General features: G+C 38.1%; 14 protein-coding genes. 4 read left to right on the top strand and 10 right to left on the bottom strand.

What is annotated here, in order from left to right; translation table 11 throughout:
- The coding region (locus tag C9E89_RS20125; RefSeq protein ID WP_265935935.1) for an ESPR-type extended signal peptide-containing protein at positions 1–2,391 on the bottom strand (2,391 nt) is incomplete at its 3' end.
- Positions 2,392–2,839: 448 nt separating this feature from the next.
- On the opposite strand from C9E89_RS20125, the gene fmt reads away from it, so the two are divergent.
- Together fmt and rsmB are read left to right on the top strand one after the other, a co-directional pair.
- The gene (fmt, locus tag C9E89_RS20130; RefSeq protein ID WP_107009998.1) at positions 2,840–3,802 is read left to right on the top strand and encodes a methionyl-tRNA formyltransferase; all 963 of its coding nucleotides are present in this window, start codon (positions 2,840–2,842) and stop codon (positions 3,800–3,802) included.
- On the top strand, positions 3,799–5,109 hold the full coding sequence (gene rsmB, locus C9E89_RS20135; RefSeq protein WP_107009999.1) for a 16S rRNA (cytosine(967)-C(5))-methyltransferase RsmB: 1,311 nt from the start codon (positions 3,799–3,801) through the stop codon (positions 5,107–5,109). The genes fmt and rsmB overlap by 4 nt, the downstream gene beginning before the upstream one ends.
- Before the next feature lie 86 nt (positions 5,110–5,195).
- Here the strand turns inward: rsmB and C9E89_RS20140 are convergent, their stop codons facing one another.
- From C9E89_RS20140 to C9E89_RS20155, 4 genes are all read right to left on the bottom strand, one after another.
- Positions 5,196–5,306 (bottom strand): methionine/alanine import family NSS transporter small subunit, encoded by a 111-nt coding sequence (locus tag C9E89_RS20140; protein ID WP_107010000.1) that lies wholly within the window; start codon positions 5,304–5,306, stop codon positions 5,196–5,198.
- Between the two features lies 1 nt (position 5,307).
- Positions 5,308–6,792: a sodium-dependent transporter gene (locus C9E89_RS20145; RefSeq protein ID WP_107010001.1), complete on the bottom strand. Its 1,485-nt coding sequence runs from the start codon at positions 6,790–6,792 to the stop codon at positions 5,308–5,310.
- A 331-nt stretch (positions 6,793–7,123) separates the two neighbouring features.
- A complete protein-coding gene (locus tag C9E89_RS20150) occupies positions 7,124–7,630 on the bottom strand; it encodes a DUF1287 domain-containing protein (protein WP_107010007.1) in 507 nt (168 codons plus the stop codon).
- Between the two features lie 141 nt (positions 7,631–7,771).
- The gene (locus tag C9E89_RS20155) at positions 7,772–9,202 is read right to left on the bottom strand and encodes an aldehyde dehydrogenase family protein (protein WP_107010002.1); all 1,431 of its coding nucleotides are present in this window, start codon (positions 9,200–9,202) and stop codon (positions 7,772–7,774) included.
- Between the two features lie 138 nt (positions 9,203–9,340).
- On the opposite strand from C9E89_RS20155, the gene C9E89_RS20160 reads away from it, so the two are divergent.
- Positions 9,341–10,024, top strand: a complete 684-nt coding sequence (locus C9E89_RS20160; protein WP_107010008.1) for a TIGR04219 family outer membrane beta-barrel protein — start codon at positions 9,341–9,343, stop codon at positions 10,022–10,024.
- A gap of 298 nt (positions 10,025–10,322) precedes the next feature.
- Here C9E89_RS20160 and C9E89_RS20165 read toward each other — a convergent pair whose 3' ends face one another.
- The 3 genes from C9E89_RS20165 to C9E89_RS20175 all read right to left on the bottom strand — a co-directional run bounded on the left by C9E89_RS20165 (position 10,323) and on the right by C9E89_RS20175 (position 12,938).
- Positions 10,323–10,634: an ankyrin repeat domain-containing protein gene (locus C9E89_RS20165; protein ID WP_107010003.1), complete on the bottom strand. Its 312-nt coding sequence runs from the start codon at positions 10,632–10,634 to the stop codon at positions 10,323–10,325.
- A gap of 198 nt (positions 10,635–10,832) precedes the next feature.
- Positions 10,833–11,678, bottom strand: a complete 846-nt coding sequence (locus tag C9E89_RS20170; protein ID WP_107010004.1) for an alpha/beta fold hydrolase — start codon at positions 11,676–11,678, stop codon at positions 10,833–10,835.
- A 132-nt stretch (positions 11,679–11,810) separates the two neighbouring features.
- The gene (locus C9E89_RS20175) at positions 11,811–12,938 is read right to left on the bottom strand and encodes an anhydro-N-acetylmuramic acid kinase (RefSeq protein ID WP_107010005.1); all 1,128 of its coding nucleotides are present in this window, start codon (positions 12,936–12,938) and stop codon (positions 11,811–11,813) included.
- Between the two features lie 80 nt (positions 12,939–13,018).
- On the opposite strand from C9E89_RS20175, the gene tyrS reads away from it, so the two are divergent.
- Complete coding sequence (gene tyrS / locus C9E89_RS20180) at positions 13,019–14,233, top strand: tyrosine--tRNA ligase (protein WP_107010009.1); 1,215 nt, start codon at positions 13,019–13,021, stop codon at positions 14,231–14,233.
- A 75-nt stretch (positions 14,234–14,308) separates the two neighbouring features.
- Here tyrS and C9E89_RS20185 read toward each other — a convergent pair whose 3' ends face one another.
- Both C9E89_RS20185 and C9E89_RS20190 read right to left on the bottom strand, forming a co-directional pair.
- Positions 14,309–15,316 (bottom strand): putative solute-binding protein, encoded by a 1,008-nt coding sequence (locus C9E89_RS20185; protein ID WP_107010006.1) that lies wholly within the window; start codon positions 15,314–15,316, stop codon positions 14,309–14,311.
- A 146-nt stretch (positions 15,317–15,462) separates the two neighbouring features.
- On the bottom strand, positions 15,463–15,699 hold a 237-nt coding region (locus C9E89_RS20190; RefSeq protein ID WP_228199084.1), incomplete at its 5' end, for a putative solute-binding protein.

Below are 15,699 nucleotides of genomic sequence, written 5' to 3' on the forward strand. Positions count from 1 at the left end.
GCTGCCTTGCGCTGCATTTAACTGACTACCATTGATCGCATCTGTTGACGCTGTAGACACATCACCTTTGCCAACATTCGTGATTTTATCACCACCAACATCAAGACCATTCGCTGTACTTGTTAATACCGTATTATTTGTTACATCGCCTATTTTTACTTGAGGCGTATTTATCCCTATATTATTAATACTTGTAGCGCCTGTTGTAACACTACCTGCCGCACCTAGATCAAGTTGTTTCTTTAAAGCAAAATCAATAGTTGTTGTACCATTTGATGCAGTTTGTGTCGCAGTTAAGTTATTTTCACCTGTTGCAAGACCGATATCAACTGTATCACCAGTTTTCACTGCTTGTGCTGGATTAGCATCAGACTTAACATTCCAACCATTATCTAATGTATCTAAAGCACTTTTAATATTGGTATAATTTTTACCATTTACATTAAAAGTTGGTGCAACTATTGAACTTGTACCATTAGGATTGGTATTCACTTGCGCACCAATCACATCAGCAAGACTTTTGTTTGCAGTTTCTAATGCTGTATTGGTTTGATAAAGCTGTGAACCATTGATCGCATCTGTACTTGTTGCTGAAACTTCCCCAGGTGCAACGTTAACAATTTGACGTTCTGCACCTACCGCACCAATACTTACAACCCCAACAGAAGTACCAGCAAAATTATATTTAATTCCATTTACAGTTTGATTTGAATGCTGAACATTTGCTTTATCAATAGAGTTTGCACCCAAAACAACACTGTTTTGGTTGGTTACCGTAATATTATTACCAATTGCAACTGAATTTGTTCCTGCTGCCGAAATACTTGAGCTACCACCAACAATAATAGAACCTGTTGCAAATGCTTTTGCATCACTACCTATCGCGACTGCTTCATTTCCTACCGTTGTACTTGTACCTGCAACTGCGCCAACACCAATTGCAACTGCATCAGTTCCTTGCGAAATTGCTTTTGTACCCAAAGCTGTTGAGTTCTCAGCCAAAGCTTGTGCTGCTGTCCCTAATGCTTGAGATTGTTTACCCACCCCTTTTGCATTTAGACCCATTGCCATAGATCCATCGCCAGAAGCTACAGATGTTGCACCAATAGCCACACCACCAGCACCACCAGCACCACCAGCAGTCGCTGTCATACCAATTGCAGTAGCAAAGTTACCTTTTGCTGTTGCTGTTGCACCAATTGCAACCGCACCACCACCAGAGCTTTCAGTAGCAACATAAGCACCAGATAAATCATTACCTGTTAATGTTTTAAACTGGTCTTTATTGGCTTGTATATTTGTAATAGCAGTGATGTCATCACCACCAATGGCAACCGATGCATCACCATGTGCTCGAGTATTTGCACCCAATGCTGTAGACTGCTCACCTAATGCTTGGGAGTCTGCACCAATAGAAACTGATTGAGTTGTTAATGCGAGAGCCGATGACCCCATTGCAATACCTTGACCAGAACCAGAACCTGCAGCTGCTGCTCCTGTAGTCAAAGTCTGGTATAAAGTTTGTGCTGCTGCTGCATCTAAAGTTTTTGTTACACCACTCGTGAGTGTTTTATATGTACCGCCTGTTGCAACACCATTGACAATTGTTAAATCAAAATCAAACTGTCCTGAAGAGCCTTTTGTAGTTCCTGTAAACTTAGTTGCACTATTTGTTGCAATACTTAATGTTCTAGAACCTACTACTTGATTACCTATAACACCACTTGCTAGTTTAGGGTTTTGTGCACCACCAATTGCAATAGATGCTGTTCCTGCCGCATAAGCATCTTGACCTATTGCTACAGTACGTGTAGAAATTGCCTTAGCGCCATAACCAAATGCACTTGCACCAACTGCAGATGCTTTACTATCAGCACCAAATACACTTGTATATGCCGCTGTCGCTTCAGCAAAAGCTCCTACAGCAGTAGCACGCCCTCCATCGTTAAGTGTAGTTGTTGCTTTGGTATTGTGACCAATGGCAATATTATTACCTGTAGAATTTTTGCCACCACTTGTCGCTGTAGCGCCCGACATAATGGCTAAGTTGTCATTTCCAATCGCAGTTGTAGGATTAGACTGGTTATCACCTATTGCGATAGCTCCCCCAATACCTGCTTGAGCTACAGCAGTACCACTACCACAATTAGCATCTAAACTTGTACTATTAGAATTGCCTACAACAGCACCCGTTGTTCCACTTGATGCAATAGTGCCGCAAACAGCTAAGTTAGCAGAAGCTTCTGAACTAAAGGTCACTATTAGGCTTACCGTTGCAGCACCAACAATTTTTTTAACTTTAGATGATTTGGTTTTTCCCTTTGCAATTTCAGACACTGCCACCCACGTACCTAAGGTTGCGTTCCAAATCACTTTGTAAATCTTATTCATTAGATATTCCTCTTAGGGTGGCACTTAGAAATTTTTTAGTATTCTTTCAAAAGTGCACATAAAACACACAAAATTAATTACAATTAAATAACGAATGGCGTCAAAAATCAACAAAATTATGCGAATTTGTTCACACTATCACTCTTATTACAACCCTTGTATCGCATTTTTATATTCACTGCATAATATTCAATCATATTAATCAAAAATTTACTATTATTCAAAACATTAACAATCACATAAAATTGATTAATTTTTCTTACAAGTTTTAAAATTAAAAAAATAAGGTGTTGATTTTATTTATTTTTTCAATTAAGCAACTCTTATTTGTAATATTAAACCCTTTTACATTTACATTTTTTTTATTTTTTTATTAAAATTTATTAAAAGAGTCTGCTTTGAGCTAGCTTTGCTATACTTCTTTTTAATTTTTTTTAGAGCTTCAATCTTGAAAATCATTTTTGCAGGTACACCCGAATTTGCAGCCCATGCACTCAACGCACTCTTAAAAACTGATCATGAAATTGTAGCTGTCTACACACAACCAGATCGTAAAGCGGGACGTGGGCAAAAAATCACAGCCTCTGCGGTCAAACAACTCGCACTGGAACATCATTTAGCTGTTTATCAACCTTTAAATTTTAAGTCTTCTACAGAAGAAGGTTTAACTGCACAAAAACAATTGGCAGAACTCAATGCCGATGTCATGGTGGTTGCAGCTTATGGCTTAATTTTGCCACAAGTCATTTTAGACACCCCAAAATATGGCTGTCTTAATATTCATGGTTCTTTGTTACCACGTTGGCGTGGTGCAGCACCCATTCAACGTGCTATTTCTACAGGTGATGTAGAAACTGGTGTGACGATTATGAAAATGGCGGCTGGTCTAGACACTGGCGATATGATGTTAAAAACAGTTTGCCCAATTGAAGCAACGGATACATCAGCAACTTTACATGACAAACTTGCATTACAAGGTGCAGAAGCGATTTGTACAGTATTGGCATCTGAAAGCATTTTACAAACATATTTAGCAAAACGCGAAGTACAAGACGAAGCTTTAACGATTTATGCAAATAAGCTCTCAAAGGCTGAAGCAAAAATTAACTGGGCTCAATCTGCTGTAGAAATTGATCGTAATATTCGAGCATTTAACCCTTGGCCTGTTGCTTTTACGCCTATTGATGAAAGTAATAATTTGCGTGTCTGGAATTCATCATTGTCTGATGTAAGTACAGAAAATGCGGTTGCAGGCGAAGTGATTGCAATCGATCAACATGGTGTACATGTGGTTTGTGGTGATCAGAAAGCGGTTTGTATCACTCAATTACAATGGCCGGGTGGTAAAGCCCTAAATGCTGTACAAATCATTCAAACTCAAAAGTTAAACATAGGACATATTTTCGCATGAGCCAACAACATCACGCTTCTAAGCAAATGGTGAATTTACGTGCTCAAGTGGTTCGCACTTTACTTTCTGTACAAGATGGAAAATCTTTAAATAGTTTTTTACATCAAAATTTAGAGCAAGTCACAGAACGAGATCGTGCTTTATTTCATGAATTGGTTTTGGGTACATTACGTCAATGGTATGCGCTAAAAGCCATTACCTTACCTTTACTCAATAAGCCTTTAAATAACCCTTCAATTGAAACTTGCCTCTATCTTGGTTTATACCAGTTACTCTGCACTCGAATTCCTGCTCATGCAGCAATTTCAGAAACAGTAACAGCGACCAAGCAACTCGGTTATGAAGCCATGGGCGGTGTAGTCAATGCGATCTTGCGCCGTGTTTCACGTGAAACACCTGAGTTTCAAGCTGCACTAGAAGAAGCACATGGTTTACCAAGCTGGCTATATAAACGCTTAAAGAAAGACTGGTCTGAAGATGTTCAGGAACTTTGCCATAACTTAAAACAAAGTGCGCCTTTGACTTTACGAGTGAATGAACGCCAAGTTAGCCGTGATGAATATCTTGAAATTTTAGATGAGGCAGATATCAAAGCACATGAATGTGATTTGTCTGAAGTGGGTATCGTACTTGAACAAAACACCAATATCACCCATTTACCTGGTTTTGAGGAGGGTGGTTTTTCTGTTCAGGATGAACACGCTCAACTTTGTGCAACATTATTGCCTGACTTAAATGGCAAAATTGTTGTCGATGCTTGTGCCGCACCCGGTGGAAAAACTGCGCATATTTTAGAGCGTTTTCAGCCTAAAAAGCTGATTGCTCTAGATCAAGATGCAAAACGTCTCTTACGTGTTTCTGAAAACTTAGAACGTTTGGCTTTAAATGATGTGACTGAAGTTGAGATTTTAACAGCAGATGCAACAACATGGGTCAGCCCTGAATTAGTGGATTGTATTGTATTAGATGCTCCATGTTCAGCAATTGGCGTTATGCGTCGCAACCCAGATATTCGTGTTTTACGTCAATCAACTGATATTCAAAAAACAGTTGAATTGCAAAAACAAATTTTAAATCAAATGTGGCAACAACTTAAAGTTGGCGGTACTTTGCTTTACATTACATGTTCGATTTTAAAAGCTGAAAATGAACAGCAAATGATTGATTTTTTTGCTGAACATGCAGATGCACAAGAAATTAAAATTGAGGAAAAATGGGGTTTAACTCAAACGCATGGTCGTCAGTTATTACCTGAAACGGGTTTCGGTGATGGCTTTTATTATTGTAAGATTCAGAAAATTGCATAAATATTTATCTGCTTAAAACGCAATAAAAAAATGCCCGATGATCATATCGGGCATTTTTTCATACAATGAGTAAAGACAATACAGCGTTAGTCTTCTGCCTCATCTGGATTTTTAATAAGATGAATAGTGGCAACAATAAGACCACCCCAGAGCAGAACAATTGATAAAATCATCATGATAATCGCAGATGTATTCATGTTAATTTTCCTCCGATGTTTTGTCTTTCATCATACTTAAAATTACAGCACCCAGTATAAAGAATGCTAATACAGTGCCACCGACTAACCATAATATTGCAGCAGGATATCCACCATAACCATCTGTGATCACAGCCTTAATGGTGAGCAATAAAGCAATGAGTAAAGACAATGGCGTAATGACTGTTAATAGGAAATTCCAGCCCGTTCCTAATTTAATACTTGAATATTGGTTCACATGTGCTTGAAGTGTTTGCATCAATGGACGACGTAACCAAGACACCAAAATAATTGATAATAAACCACCACCGACAATCCCAATATTGTTGGCAAAATAATCAATAATATCAACAAAGGTAATTGCACTATGTGTAGAAAATAAAAGCGTTGAAATCACCGCAGAAATTCCACCAATAATGGTCACAGCTTTATTTTTAGACCAGCCAAACTTGTCTTGGAACGCTGCAATCGGTACTTGTAAAATACTTACCATTGAAGTGATCCCAGCAACCACAAGTGAAGCAAAGAACAAGAAACCAAATAAATCCCCGCCTGAACCCATGCTTGAAATGATTTTCGGGAATGCAATAAAGGCTAAACCAATTCCTCCTGAAACCACATCTTTTACAGGAACACCTGAACTTTGTGCCATGAAACCAAGAGCAGCAAAGACGCCAATTCCTGCTAAAATTTCAAATGATGAGTTGGCTAATGCAACCACAACGCCTGAACCTGTCATATTGGCTTTTTTGTTTAAATACGATGCATAGGTCAGCATGATCCCGAAACCAACAGACAATGAAAAGAAGATATGACCAAAGGCTGCCAACCATACCTTATAATTCATCATCGCCCCCCAATTGGGTGTAAAGAATGCATTTAAGCCTTCTGCCGCACCCGGAAGACGTAGCGCTTGTATCACCAATATCGTGAATAAAATGACCAATAAAGGCATAAAGATTTTATTGGCAAGTTCCACACCGCGACGCACTCCGCCATATAGGATGAACATCACCACAGCCCAAACAATGACTAAACCAAAAAACAAAGTGGGTACAAAACCTAAAGCCAAACCTTCTCCATTTTGCAGATAGGTCTTAAAGAAAAAGGTTTCTGTATTGCTACCCCATTGTTGACCAATGGAGTAGTACATATAGTTGCCAGCCCATGACAAAACACTTGCATAATAGATTCCGATGACCAGTGTAACCATCACTTGCCACCAACCTAATGCTTCACTATTCATTAATTTTTTATACGCAGTTGGTGGTGCTTTACGATACTTATGACCCACTGCATAGTCTAAAAACAGTAATGGTAAACCTGCTGCAAAAATTGCAATCAAGTAAGGGACTAAAAATGCACCACCACCATTTTCATAAGCAACATAAGGAAAACGCCAAATATTACCTAAACCCACGGCTGAACCAATCGCCGCTAAAATAAAGCCTGATCGTGCTGACCAGCTTTCACGATTATCTGACATAGAAAATACCTAAATCCGTGAGCACTCAATTGCCGCATGTTGTCTTTGTCTTTTGCGTACAAAAAAGTGACCAATTCCTAAATTCTTTGTTGTTTGAATAAAACGGCACCTTGTGAGTGCTTTGTTGTTATCTCAAACCAGTTCTTGGTTATGAATTTCTTGCTTAAAGAAAATCTTAAAAAAAAACTGTTTAATGGCGCAACAATACCTGTTTTCCTTGCCTTTTACTGTAATTTCTACACTAAATTCGACTTTAGAATAATCATTTTTAACTTAATCTTTACTTTTTTATTGCCTATTCATCCTCTACAAATATCTATTTTATTCATGGTTATTTTACGGTACTAGGAATGCGATAATGTCCTGTAATTTTATATTCATATAAAATATCATTTTCACGTGTTCCATGACCAATATTATGAATGACTAAAGGGACTTTATTTAGCATCGTTGTTTTATTTGAAATAATGCCAATATGCACCAAACCTTTGCCTAAATCCCACGTTACGATATCGCCTGCTTTAAAATTTTGGTCTTTCACAGCATAACCTTGTCGCTGAAAATAAGTCATGATATTGGGAACACGACGATGATCAATATTTTTATCTGTATTTTTTAAGCCCCATTTTTGTGGGTATTTTTTGAAATTTGCTTTCATATCTTCATGAATGCGTTGTTGTAAATCTATACCTTGATGTCGTAATGCACGAATCACGACATCTGTGCAAACGCCCTTCACCAGAGGCACATCTCCCATAGGATATGTAAGTTGTGTATAAGCAGGGTCGTAATATAATGTTTTCCAAATTTGTGACCGTGCATCATCCACCAACTGCATAGGCTGAAATGCCCATAAAAATGCTGAAGTACTCAGTAAAAATACAAAACTAAAAATTTTTAAAATTGGTTTTATCACGTTATTATTCCTCAATAGACCATTGATAAAGAAGTCGAAACCTCTTTATCAAAGTCATCAATTTTATTGTTTAATGGCAAGTAAACGTTCTTCTTGCATATCACGAATTGCAGACTGAATACCCTCTCGCCCTAAGCCAGAGTCTTTGACGCCACCATAAGGCATATTATCAACACGGAATGTTGGAATATCATTAATGATGACACCACCAACATGTAAATGATCCCACGCATATAACATTTTGCTTAGGTTTTGCGTATAAATACCTGCTTGTAAGCCAAAACGGCTTTTATTAATGATTTGAATGCCTTTTTCAAAGTCCTTATATTTTTCTAAAATAGCCACAGGACCAAAAGCTTCATTTTGGTAAATATCTAGGCTTTCATCGACATTTTCCAATAAAGTAGGTTCAAACATTACCCCCTTAAGTGTATTTCCAATCAATACTTTGGCACCTTTTTTCTCTGCCTGATCGACCCATTTTTTCAAACGTAACGCTTCTGTTTCTTTAATCATAGGACCAACTAAGGTACTGACTAAAGCAGGATCATCAGCTTTAATTTTTTTAAGTTTCGCAATTAATTTTTTCTTGAGTTCAGTATAAATATCAGCATGAATCAAGATCCGTTGCACACTAATGCAAACTTGTCCTGCATGCCCATATGCCCCACCAATAATACGATCAACCAATCCATCTGTAATTTCTGTATCAGGCTCGATCATGACCGCAGCATTTCCACCGAGCTCTAAAGTGACTTTTTTACGTCCTGCTCGTGCTTTCATGTCCCAACCGACAACATCGGAACCTGTAAAACTTAACAGTTTAAAACGGTCATCTGTCACTAAAACATCAGCGTGTTCACGTGGGCATGGTAAAACTGAAAATGCACCTTTGGGTAAGTCTGTTTCAGCCAAAACTTCAGCGATTTTAAGTGCGCAAATCGGTGTTAAACTGGCAGGTTTTAAAACAAAAGGACAACCTGCTGCGATTGCAGGAGCAATTTTATGTGCTGTTAAATTTAATGGAAAATTAAAAGGGCTAATGAGAGATACTGCACCAATAGGCACATATTGAATCATGCTACGAAATGCCGCTGCTGCGGGTGTCACTGCAAGTGGCATTAAACGTCCATCTTCTAGCTGTGTGACAGCATCCGCAGCGATTTGAAAAGTATTAATGAGGCGCTCAACTTCAGCTGATGCTGCACTTTTTGGCTTTCCTCCTTCTATAACAAGTAATTCGGTCAGTTCTTCACGCAATGCTTGAAAACGCTGTACACAATGTAAAAGAATTTTTTGTTTTTGAAATGGTTTCAAAGCTGCCATTTCTTTTTCCGCTTTAACAGCAGAACTTATTGCTTTTTCTAAGGTTTTTTCATCTGCCAATGCAACTTTGGCATAAACTTCATGACTAAATTTATTGTTTACTTCTAACCATTGTTCTGTTTTTACTGGCTTGCCTGCAACATATAATGGAAATTCCAATACTGCCATAACTTATCTCCTTTTATCTCTATTCTGATAATGCAAAATGGCTGAAACCCCTATATCATGCCTTCAGTTTTTATAACTATGAAATGTATTTAAGTAACAATCATGCCAAAAAATACGTATTTTCAGCCAGAGGATGTTATGCAGTTAGTAAAATTACCCCTGTTTCTTGCAGTTTTAGGATTAAGTTCATTTGCACAAGCTGACTTTATTGGCTTAAAAGGTGATATCAGTTATTGGAATATTGATGGCAAAGCCAATATTGATGAGAAAAAATTAGCAGATCAAGATTTAGACCGCACAGGTACTGTTCAAGCTTCTGTTGCTTTTGAACATCCGATTCCTGTGATTCCAAATGTCAAAGTAAAATATACAAAATTAGATACAGAAACTGATACTGATGCATTAACAAAAACTGATCTAAATCTTGATCATACTGACTTTATTTTATATTACGAAATTTTAGACAATGTTGTGAAAGCCGATGTTGGTGTTGGTGCAACGCGCTTAAATGGTGATGTTAAACAATTCGGTACAAGCTTTGATATTGATGAATATGCGCCAATTGTTTATGCAGAAGCAGGAGTCAAACTGCCATTTACAGGTTTAAGTGCAAAAGCTGAAGCAACTTATACCAACGTAAACGACGTGAAAATTACTGATGCACAAGCCGAAGTTCAGTATAACTTTGTGCAAAGCATTTTACTCGATGTTGGTGCTAAAGTTGGCTATCGTGTCATGAACATTGAACTGAGTGATCTAGATAAACGTGATATGAAGTTTGAATTTAAAGGTCCTTATATCGGTTTAGATGCTCACTTCTAATTTGCAAATATATCCCTTCAATGTAAAAGCAGATCTTAGGGTCTGCTTTTTTTTATGTTTGATTTTTGTAGGAAATAACGTACACAGAATACAGTAATTTTCCTCTAGTTCTACAACATCAAAATGCTTATTCTATATTCATAGGGAACAGGAAGTTTCCCAGACATAAAACAACAATAATTGGTCTGAGCATCAGGAACGTGAGATTCGACAGGAGTCAGATCTAACTAACCAATACAAAGAAAACCTCATCAGGAAGATGGGGTTTTCTTTTTTATTGCTGTTTTAAATTGTCCACTTATAAACTTTTTAAATAAGCAACGATCTCTTGATGACCTGCCATTTCAGCCAGTTCTAAAGCGGTATAAGCTGCTTTATATTGAAGATCAGCACCATGTTGAAGTAATAATTTTACGACTTCCAATTGGTCATTTTCTGCTGCTGCCTGCAATGCACTATAACCTTCATCGTCCGTTGTGTTGGCATCTGTGCCATCAGCCAAACATTTCTTGACTTGTTCAAAATCTCCCAAAGAAGACCAATATACCAATTCAGGTAAATGTAGCTCTTCATCATCTTCAGGAATGGGTGAGATAGAATTAAATTGCATAAATCATGACCTGCTTTTTTGATATCAATGGATTGAAGTATATTCAAGATCAAACTTTTCAGTTTAATTAAATGCGATGAAATCACTAAAATAAGTCAATAAAATAAAAATGTTTTCGACACATATATTTTCCTCAATGAAAATATCAACTTTGCCGCCTCCATTCACTCATCCTCAAAATGTTAAAAGCGTAATATTTTAAGCGATGGTTTCAAGCACATATTGGCTGAGTGCCTGAGCATTTTGCACAGGAATCCAATGTGTTGCATCCATAATCACTTCTTTATACGGTGCTTTGACGTAGTGTTTATTCAACGCAACGCTTTTTGCCCCAATGGCTGAATCATGTTTACCCCAGATAAATAAGGTGGGCACAGTCACTGCCTGAGTTAAGTTTTTACTGGAACTAAAAGGAATCGCACGATACCAGTTCAGGGCTGAGCTTAAACGCTTCTCCTGTACAATTTCCCGCTGAAAATCATTGAGCTGTTGTGCAGTCATACCTGAATCTTTTAATAAAGCCTGTCCAATTTTTGGTAATTTTTCAAATAATAATTCAGGAATTTTAGGCAACTGAAACAAGCCCATATAATAGGATTTAAATAATTGGTTGCTGCTGAGCATGGCTCTGATAAATGCCGCTTTATGTGGCACAGAAATCGTGATCAGGTGTTTTATTTTGGCAGGATAGCGCTGTGCAACTTCCCATGCCACCACAGCACCCCAATCATGCCCCATCAGATAAACAGGCTGCTGAATCAGATCAAGTAACGCATTTATGTCTTCTACCAAAGCTGAACTGCGATAATCACGGCGTTTTTGCGGTTGAGCTGTCAAGCTATAACCACGTTGATTGACCGCTAAAGTTCGATAACCTTGAGCATTTAAAATTTCAGACGTTTCACGCCAGCTTTTATTGGTTTCAGGAAATCCGTGTAGCAACACAAAAATCTGTCCATGCAAAGGACCTGTGTCAATAACATCAAAACTTAGATTCTCTCGTTGAAAGGATTCGATGCGTTGGTTTTTGATATCTAAACCCATGATGACCTCAATTTTAATTTTTATTGATCTTGATGCTTTCTGAAAATTTTTAAAACGGCTGAACAGGACAGTCTAAGGGTTAAACAGGTCGATGATTGTTTGACAATTTTCCAACCGATTTAACCCATCTACTTATACTGCTGTAATTGTTCCTAAAATACGATCACCTTTCGCACCTGTCACCGCAGGCAAATTACCACTCAGCCTTTGATCAAAACGCATGGCTAGCCATGCAAATGCGGTTGCCTCGACCCAAGTTGGGGCTAAACCTAATGCCGAGGTGGTTTGTACGGACCAATTATGTTTACGCAAACGCCAACGCAGTTGTTCTAAGAGATGCGAATTATATGCACCGCCACCACAAACATAGACTTCACCTGTGTCCAACGGCGAACGGTAAATGGCTTTTTTAATCGCACGTGTAGTTAACTTCATGAGCGTGGCTTGGACATTCTCAGGCGTATCTTCAAGCTCATCATATTCAAGGTCATTGCGCCAATCTGCAATCTGCTCATCCAGCCATTCCAGATTAAAATCTTCACGCCCTGTACTTTTTGGCGGTTCTTTAGAGAAATATTCATGTGCCTGTAAGCGGTCAAGCAAGCTACGAATCGGTTGCCCATACGCTGCCCAATTGCCATTTTCATCATAAGGCTGACCTGTATAACGATGGCACCAAGCATCCATCAAAATATTGGCAGGTCCTGTATCAAAACCATAAACCTCTTCAGGTTTACCCGCAGGCAACATGCTGACATTGGCGATACCGCCTAAGTTGAGAATCACCCGATGAATACTTGGGTGCTGAAATAATGCCTGATGAAATGCAGGGACTAAAGGCGCACCTTGCCCACCTGCCGCCATATCACGGCGACGAAAATCTGAAATGACAGGAATTTGCGTGATTTCAGTGATGATATTGGGATCACCAATTTGTAAGGTAAATCCATGTTCAGGACGGTGGCGAATGGTTTGCCCATGTGAACCAATGGCTTTGATATTTGACCGATCCAATTGATTTTCTTCGATCAGTTGATTGACACCATTGCCAATCATGGTTGCCAGTTCAACATCAGCTTTGCCCATGCGATCAATTTCATTGTCATCGGGCAAAGTCAGCGCCATCAGTTCAGCACGTAAGTCAGGCTCAAATGGCACAGTCAAAGTGGCATGAATCTGTAAAGGATCAAATGAAGCTGCGACAAAATCGACACCATCCATGCTTGTTCCTGTCATTATGCCAATATAGATTGTTGTCATGCGTTATTCTTCGCCTGCATTGTGCTGAAAAAATGTTAGTATATCGCACAAATGAGATAACTGATGTATTGGATTTTGTGATGTCTAATTTCCTGCCAGCGGAAGAACAACTTGCCCTCATCCAACGAGGCACACACGAGATTATTTCTGAAGAGGACTTATTAAAGAAACTCAAAGAAAATCGTCCTTTGAATATTAAAGCAGGTTTTGACCCAACTGCACCTGATCTTCATCTTGGACATACTGTTCTGATTAATAAGCTAAAAACTTTTCAAGATCTTGGTCATAACGTGACTTTCTTGATCGGTGACTATACCGCGATGATTGGTGATCCAACAGGTAAAAGCGCAACACGTCCACCATTATCACGTGAACAAGTTTTAGAAAATGCAAAAACATACCAAGAACAAGTCTTTAAAATTCTTGATCCAAATAAAACCAAAGTTCGTTTTAACTCTGAATGGTTTGCAAGCAAAACTGCAGCAGATTTAATTCAACTGGCTTCACAGCAAACTGTAGCACGTATGCTTGAACGTGACGATTTCACTAAACGTTATAACAACCATCAACCGATTGCGATTCATGAGTTTTTATATCCTTTAGTACAAGGTTATGACTCTGTTGCACTTGAAGCAGACGTAGAACTTGGTGGTACAGACCAAACCTTTAACTTGTTAATGGGTCGTACTTTACAAGGTCGTTATAATCAAGAAGCGCAAGTGTGTATCACTGTGCCGATTCTTGAAGGTTTAGATGGCGTCAATAAAATGTCTAAATCTTTGGGTAACTATATTGGTGTATTTGATGCACCAGGCGCAATGTACCAAAAAGTACTGTCTATGCCTGACAGCCTGATTGAGCGTTATTTTGAATTACTCAGCTTTAAATCAATGGACGACATTGAAGTTTTATTGAAAGAAATGGCTGAAGGTCGAAATCCTCAAGACATCAAGAAAATTCTTGCGCTTGAATTGGTAGAACGTTTCCATGGTGCGGAAGCAGCTGAACATGCCCATAAAGGTGCAGGTAACTTGATTACTAAAGGTGAACTACCTGAAGGTACACCTGAAGTGACTATTTCACGTGCTGAGTTTGGTGGTGAAGTGTCTATTATTTCAATCTTGCGTGCAGCAGGTTTAACCAAAAACTCTGCTCAATCTAAAGATGCTGTTTCACGTGGAGCCGTAAAAGTTGACTGGGAAACTGTCGATGCTGCTTATATGGTGAAAGAAAACGGTACGCTGATCATTCAGGCAAGTAAAAAAGCCATTGCTAAAGTGACATTTGTAGATTAATACTTTCACTTCAGTTTAAAAAGCCATCGAATTGATGGCTTTTTATATGAAAAAGATCATCTTTATTTTAGTCACTTATTCACCTGTCGTACTACATTCAAAGTTTGTGCGGTCTACTGTACAACGCGCTCTTTTCAAAACAGACATCATCACTGGGTCATAAACGCCCATTTGAGTCAGCTCAATACGCCCATCTCTTAATAATTTTTGATAACGAAGCGCATCTTCTTTAGAGACATCAAACTTATATTTGGCAGGAATTTCTGCTTCCATACGTTCAATATTTTTAAAAGATCTTGGCAATTGCTTAACTGACCATTCACGTGATTTTAAACCAAAACCATCTGGAAATTGATCTGCTTTAATAATCAAATCCGCAGTCACATTGACCACAGGATAAGTAAACATTGCACCATTCGTTCCTAAGCCTTTATGAATTTCTAAGGGCTTATATGCATAAGCAGGTGCAGCAATTGCATCGACTTCACCACGATTAAACTTTTTCACAAAATTAGAAATTTCAGAAGGAACCCCGATAGCACCTACACGTTCAACTGCCATTTTTTGGGCATCATCGTAGTGTAAATAAGCAAATTTTTTACCTTTACCTTTTTCTAAAGTATTGATTGAACGGTCTCGCACAAAAATATAAGCAATACCCAGTGGAGTAATGCCTACTAACTCATATTTCACACCATTTTTTTCTGAAACTAAACGTTTTGCATTACGCTTATCCATCGCATATAAAATCGCTTTTCGTGCAATATCATTGGTTGGAATACCTCCTAAAGCATCAATTGAACCCCCAAAACGGTTATATTCTCGCGAATGCATCGTGGTCATTGCCGCAGCATCACATTTATTGGTTTTGAAGTCTTTTGCGACTTGTTCTTCAAATTGATAAGCCACTAAATTTACATTCGCACCCCATTCCTTCGATGCCAATGCCCATTCTTCCATCAATTTATAAGATTCACCTGCTTTACCCAGTAAATCGAATATGCAGATATTTTGTTTTGCAACAGCAGTATTTGTTTGCCATGACATAAATGCCATTAAAGCAACGCCGATTATTTTTTTCATTTTTTTATTCCCTTAATAAAATTAATTTTTGATTTAACTCATATTATTTACTCTTGTGACAACTGGTTTTTTAAATATGATTTTTGAGGTCAAATATCAAAATCAAACGTTCAAAAATCATATTTCTGTTTGATCTAAAAAATTGATTATTCGCCTGCAAGTGAACATTCAAAATTTGTTCGATCAACAGTGCAACGTGCTCTTTTTAGAACCGTCATCATATCTACATCATAAATACCGCGTTTTGTAAGCTCAATTCGTCCATCACGTAATAATCTTTGATAGGTTAACTGATCTTCTTTGGAAATCGTGAGTTTGTATTTAGCAGGAATATCAGCCTCCATATACTGAATTTTCTTAAACATTTTAGGGAGTTGCTGTAC

Origin of the sequence: Acinetobacter sichuanensis (assembly GCF_003024515.2) — a bacterium.
GTDB classification, from domain to species: domain Bacteria; phylum Pseudomonadota; class Gammaproteobacteria; order Pseudomonadales; family Moraxellaceae; genus Acinetobacter; species Acinetobacter sichuanensis.

What these genes read in the sequence shown, in the direction of transcription:
- rsmB (WP_107009999.1), top strand. Translation starts at nt 3,799, where the DNA reads ATGAGCCAACAACATCACGCTTCTAAGCAAATGGTGAATTTACGTGCT.
- C9E89_RS20140 (WP_107010000.1), bottom strand. Translation starts at nt 5,306, where the DNA reads ATGAATACATCTGCGATTATCATGATGATTTTATCAATTGTTCTGCTC.
- C9E89_RS20145 (WP_107010001.1), bottom strand. Translation starts at nt 6,792, where the DNA reads ATGTCAGATAATCGTGAAAGCTGGTCAGCACGATCAGGCTTTATTTTA.
- C9E89_RS20150 (WP_107010007.1), bottom strand. Translation starts at nt 7,630, where the DNA reads ATGCAGTTGGTGGATGATGCACGGTCACAAATTTGGAAAACATTATAT.
- C9E89_RS20155 (WP_107010002.1), bottom strand. Translation starts at nt 9,202, where the DNA reads ATGGCAGTATTGGAATTTCCATTATATGTTGCAGGCAAGCCAGTAAAA.
- C9E89_RS20160 (WP_107010008.1), top strand. Translation starts at nt 9,341, where the DNA reads ATGCAGTTAGTAAAATTACCCCTGTTTCTTGCAGTTTTAGGATTAAGT.
- C9E89_RS20165 (WP_107010003.1), bottom strand. Translation starts at nt 10,634, where the DNA reads ATGCAATTTAATTCTATCTCACCCATTCCTGAAGATGATGAAGAGCTA.
- C9E89_RS20170 (WP_107010004.1), bottom strand. Translation starts at nt 11,678, where the DNA reads ATGGGTTTAGATATCAAAAACCAACGCATCGAATCCTTTCAACGAGAG.
- C9E89_RS20175 (WP_107010005.1), bottom strand. Translation starts at nt 12,938, where the DNA reads ATGACAACAATCTATATTGGCATAATGACAGGAACAAGCATGGATGGT.
- tyrS (WP_107010009.1), top strand. Translation starts at nt 13,019, where the DNA reads ATGTCTAATTTCCTGCCAGCGGAAGAACAACTTGCCCTCATCCAACGA.
- C9E89_RS20185 (WP_107010006.1), bottom strand. Translation starts at nt 15,316, where the DNA reads ATGAAAAAAATAATCGGCGTTGCTTTAATGGCATTTATGTCATGGCAA.